The organism is Streptomyces prasinopilosus, from assembly GCF_001419695.1.
Lineage (GTDB): Bacteria > Actinomycetota > Actinomycetes > Streptomycetales > Streptomycetaceae > Streptomyces > Streptomyces prasinopilosus.
In genome coordinates this window covers 1-4,765 of the sequence record NZ_LIRG01000228.1, presented here as the reverse complement: position 1 = coordinate 4,765, position 4,765 = coordinate 1, and the positions used below count along the sequence as shown (strand labels likewise).

Below are 4,765 nucleotides of genomic sequence, written 5' to 3'. Positions count from 1 at the left end.
GGCGGGGGCGACGGAGCCGGGCTCCGCACGGCACAGCAGCAGGGCTCCCGATGCGGGACGGGTCCGGCCGGTGACCTGGGATGATTCCGTCGACATACTCACACCGTAGGACAATTCACCCCTGATGCACGGCGGCCGTTCACCGGAACGAGTGTCTTGACTTTCATCGTCCGCGATATATCGTGAATTACGTGAGACGCGATATGGCGCGTCGGGGCGCTCGTGACCACGGCACGCCGCTACGGCGTGCTGCCATGGCACGTGGTGGGGCACCGCATTCCTGGCCCCTCGTCCCCCGCCCCGCCGTTTCGCCCTCCGGCAGTCAGACATCCGGCAGCCCGGCCCAGGAGGTTCCACCATGTTCGAAAGGTCCGTCTCGGGGCCCGAGAAGCTCACTTTCGACGACCCAGTGACCGAGCTCCACGTCCGCATCGTCAACGGAACGGTGAACGTGGTGGGCACGGACGAGGGTTCCGCCCGGCTGGAGGTCTCCGAGATCGAGGGACCGCCCCTGGTGGTGACCCGGCGGGACGGCGTCCTGACCGTGGCCTACGAGGACCTGCCCTGGAAGGGCTTCCTCAAGTGGCTGGACCGCAAGGGCTGGCGCCGCAGCGCGGTGGTCTCCCTGGCCGTTCCGGCGCGGACGCGGGTCGAGGTGGGCGTGGTCGGTGCCGGTGCCGTCGTCTCCGGGGTCAAGGGGCCGGCCGTGCTGAGGGGCGTCACGGGCGACGCGACCCTGGTCGCCCTCTCCGGCCCGGTCCGCGCGGACACGGTGTCCGGGAACGTGGAGGCCCAGTCCGTCACCGGCGACCTCCGGTTCAACTCCGTCTCCGGCGACCTCACCGTGGTCGACGGCTCCGGCTCCGCCGTGCGTGCCGACTCGGTCAGCGGCTCCATGATCGTGGACCTCGCTCCCGACGGCCCCACCGACATCCGGCTGACCAGCGTTTCCGGTGAGATCGCGATACGGCTGCCCGATCCGGCGGATGCCGAGGTCGAGGCCAACACGGCGAGCGGCGCCGTCTCCAACGCCTTCGACGGTCTGCGGGTGCACGGCCAGTGGGGCGCCCACAAGATCACCGGCCGGCTGGGCGCGGGCACCGGCAGGCTGCGGGCCACCACCGTCTCCGGCTCCATCGCCCTGCTGCGCCGCCCGTCCCACGAGGAGGAGGGCGGGTCGTGGGACGTGCCGCCCGCCGCCGGAGGCGGACCGGACACGCCCGCGGGCGGACCCGCGGACCCGGGCGGTCCCGGGAGCGGGGCGCGGGACGACTCGGAGGACCCTTCCGTCCCCGTTGCGGATCCCGGCTCCACCGATGCCGCACCCGGCTCCCCCTCCGACGGTTCCCCCTCCGCCGGCCCCACCGACAAGAAGGTGCTCTGACATGCCTCCCGTCTTCGCCCACGGACGCCTCCGCCTGTACCTGCTGAAGCTGCTGGACGAGGCCCCGCGCCACGGCTACGAGGTGATCCGCCTGCTCGAGGAGCGCTTCCAGGGGCTGTACGCACCGTCGGCCGGCACGGTCTACCCGCGCCTGGCCAAGCTGGAGGCGGAGGGCCTGGTCACCCACACCACCGAGGGCGGCCGCAAGGTGTACTCGATCACGGACGCCGGCCGTGCCGAACTGGCCGACCGCAGCGGTGAGCTGGTCGACCTGGAACTGGAGATCCGGGAGTCGGTCGCCGAACTGGCCGCCGAGATCCAGGCCGACGTCCGCGGCGCGGCGGGCGATCTGCGCCGCGAGATGCGCGCCGCCGCGGGCCGGGCCCGCAAGGGCGGCCACGGCGCGGGGACGGCGGACGGAGCCGGCCCGGACACGGGCGGTTCCGCGGACGCCGGGGAGAGGGACGCCTGGCAGGCCGCGAAGGAGGAAATGCGCCGCGCCAAGCAGGAGTGGAAGGAACAGGCCCGGCGTGCGAAGGACGAGAGCCGCCGCGCCCGCGACGAGGCGCAGCGTGCCCGCCGTCAGGCCGAGGAGGCCCAGGACCGGGCCGCCGCCCAGGCCCAGGAGGAGGTGCAGCGCATCGCCCGGCGGGTCCAGGAACAGGTGCAGGACCACTTCTCCCGGGGCGACTGGCCGACGGGCCTGCGCGAGGGTCTGAGCGAGCTGGTCAAGGAGGTGGGTGAATTCGGCTTCGGCAAGGACTTCGGCTTCGGCCGTACCGGCGCGGAGAGCGCCGCCCCGAAGTCCGGGCCGTCGTACTCCCACACGCCGGAGGACTTCCCCGCCGACTACACGCCGGCCTGGGCGCACGAGGGCGCCACGGACACCACCGGCGACCCCGCCCGCGACCTGGACCGCCTGCTGGACCGCTTCCGGGACGACATCCGCGACGCGACCCGGGACCACGGCATCACCCCGGACCAGCTCCGCGAAGCCCGCCGTCACCTGTCCACGGCCGCGGCCCGGATCGGGGCCCTCCTGCACACCCCGAAGCCCTGACGGGAAGTCACCGCCGGCGAGCCGGCCGGGACATCGCCGGGGCCCGGCCGGACGCGGTCGGTCCCGGCCGGGGCCCGGCCGGACGCGGTCGGTCCCGGCCGGGTTCCGGCCGGTCCGGTTCCGCCCTTTCCGGTCTGCGCGCGCCCCGGACCCCCTCGGCCTTCGCGCGGGGGCACACCCCGGCCGGCTCCGTGATACCCCTTCACCCGTCACCGCCCGTCCACCGGCGGGAAGGTGACGGCCGGGCACGTGCCGGCTCCCGGACACTCGGCCGGGCCCCGGCAGGACACCCGGCCCGGCCGCGTCCGCTCTCGGCCGGTCCGCGCCCGGGCCGCCGGCCCCGCGGTCCTCTCAGCCCGCCTTGGCCTCCCCGTCTCCGTACAGGACCCTCGTCAGGGAGGCGTACGTGACGCCGTGATCCGCGAGGACTTCCGACGGGACCCCGGGGCGGACGGTCAGGGCCAGCAGGAGGTGCTCGTCACCGATGTGGCGGTCGCGTCGGCCGGTGGCGACCCGCAGGGCGCCCGTCAGGACGTCCTTGGCCTCCCGGGTGAAGGGCCGGTGCCCCGAACGCCACCGGCCGGCGCTCCTCTCGTCGCGGGACAGGGCCCCGGGTCCGTGCGCGTCCTCCACCCGGGCGACGATCTCCGTGACGTCGATGCCGAGCCCGGCCAGCGCGTCGGTCTCGGCCCGGGTCAGCCCGGCCCGCCGCCGCGCCTCCCCCACCGCGGCCCGCACCGAGTCCCGCCGCCCGGCGAGCCCGAGAGCCTCCAGTGCGCACGCGCCCCGGCCGCCCTCCCGGACGGTCAGCGCCAGCAGGAGGTGGTCGGCGTCGACGTACCGCGCCCCCTCCTCCTCGGCCTGCGCGACCGCCCCCTTCACCACGGCGCGGGCTTCCTTCGTGAACCGCTCGAACATCAACGCCTCCCGTACTTCTTGTGCACGGCCTGCCTGCTCACTCCGAGCTCGTTGGCGATCTCCTGCCACGACCAGCCGTGGTGGCGCGCGTTGCGCACCTGTACGGCCTCCAGTTGCTCCAACAGCCTGCGCAGCGCGGCGACGGCCTGCAGGCCGATCCGCGGATCACGGTCGCCCGCCCGCTCGGCGAGATCGGTTGCCTCGGTCATGCTGTCAACGTACGTTGACAATCACCGGACGTCAACCCCGGTTGACATGCCGACGGCCGGCCCGGAAGCCGGGCCGGCCGTGGGAGATCCCGCCGGAAGCGGCGGGACGCGAGGGGGAAGCGGAGTGGTGCGGGGCCGCCCGGTCACGGACCGGTGAGGACGATCTTCCCGAACTGTCCGCCCGCCTCCATCCGCTCGAACCCTTCCCGGGCCCGGTCCATGGGCAGCACCTCGTCGATGACGGGCCGCACCCCGGTGGCGGCGCAGAAGGCGAGCAGGTCCTCCAGTTCGTCCTTGCCGCCCATCGTCGACCCGACGACCTTGAGCTCCAGGAAGAAGATCCGGGTCAGCTCGGCGTGCGAGGGCCGGTCGCCGCTGGTGGCCCCGGAGATCACCAGCGTGCCGCCGGGCCGCAGCGACTTCACCGAGTGGGACCAGGTCGCGGCCCCCACCGTCTCGATGACCGCGTCGACCCGCTGCGGCAGCCGCGCCCCGGGCTCCACCGCCTCCACCGCCCCCAGCTCCAGGGCCCGCTTCCGCTTCGCCTCGTCCCGGCTGGTGGCGAACACCCGCAGGCCCGCGGCCCGGCCCAGCACGATCGCGGCGGTGGCGACGCCCCCGCCGGCGCCCTGCACCAGGACGGAGTCGCCGGGCCGCACCCCGGCGTTGGTGAACAGCATCCGGTACGCGGTCAGCCAGGCCGTGGGCAGGCAGGCCGCCTCCTCGAAGGACAGCTCCTTCGGCTTGGGCAGGACGTTCCAGGTGGGCACGGCGACCTGCTCGGCGAACGTGCCCGGGTAGCGCTCCGTCAGGATCGACCGGGGCTCCCGGGGGCCCACCCCGTGGCCGGTCTGTCCGATCACGGAGTGCAGGACGACCTCGTTGCCGTCCTCGTCGATCCCCGCGGCGTCGCAGCCGAGGATCATGGGCAGCCGGTCCTCCGGGAGGCCGACGCCCCGCAGGGACCACAGGTCATGGTGATTGAGGGAGGCGGCCTTCACGGTCACGGTGCTCCAGCCGGGCCGGGCCTCGGGAGCCGGGCGCTCCCCCAGCTCCAGACCGGAAAGCGGCTGGTCACGGTCGATTCGGGCGGCGTAGACAGCGAACATGGCCCCGACGATAGGTCGCCCGCCCCTCCGACGGAACAACGCGGCGCTGTGAGACACGCCTTCTTGCCACCGCGGCCCGGGACGG

The 4,765-nt window shown here is 74.2% G+C and carries 5 protein-coding genes; 2 read left to right on the top strand and 3 right to left on the bottom strand.

Annotated features, from left to right (window positions below; all coding sequences use genetic code 11):
• The first annotated feature begins 358 nt into the window (after positions 1–358).
• Entirely contained in the window at positions 359–1,384 is a 1,026-nt protein-coding gene (locus AOK18_RS11090) for a DUF4097 family beta strand repeat-containing protein (RefSeq protein WP_055694219.1), read from the top strand.
• A 1-nt stretch (position 1,385) separates the two neighbouring features.
• Entirely contained in the window at positions 1,386–2,444 is a 1,059-nt protein-coding gene (locus AOK18_RS11085; RefSeq protein WP_055694218.1) for a PadR family transcriptional regulator, read from the top strand.
• A 351-nt stretch (positions 2,445–2,795) separates the two neighbouring features.
• On the opposite strand, the gene AOK18_RS11080 is transcribed toward AOK18_RS11085, so the two are convergent.
• The 3 genes from AOK18_RS11080 to AOK18_RS11070 all read right to left on the bottom strand — a co-directional run bounded on the left by AOK18_RS11080 (position 2,796) and on the right by AOK18_RS11070 (position 4,680).
• Entirely contained in the window at positions 2,796–3,362 is a 567-nt protein-coding gene (locus AOK18_RS11080; protein ID WP_055575123.1) for a Clp protease N-terminal domain-containing protein, read from the bottom strand.
• Positions 3,362–3,571 (bottom strand): HTH domain-containing protein, encoded by a 210-nt coding sequence (locus AOK18_RS11075; RefSeq protein WP_055575124.1) that lies wholly within the window; start codon positions 3,569–3,571, stop codon positions 3,362–3,364. Before AOK18_RS11075 ends, AOK18_RS11080 begins: the two co-directional genes overlap by 1 nt.
• Before the next feature lie 143 nt (positions 3,572–3,714).
• Positions 3,715–4,680, bottom strand: coding sequence for a zinc-binding dehydrogenase (locus AOK18_RS11070; protein ID WP_055575125.1), 966 nt, complete (start codon positions 4,678–4,680; stop codon positions 3,715–3,717).
• Positions 4,681–4,765 lie beyond the last annotated feature (85 nt).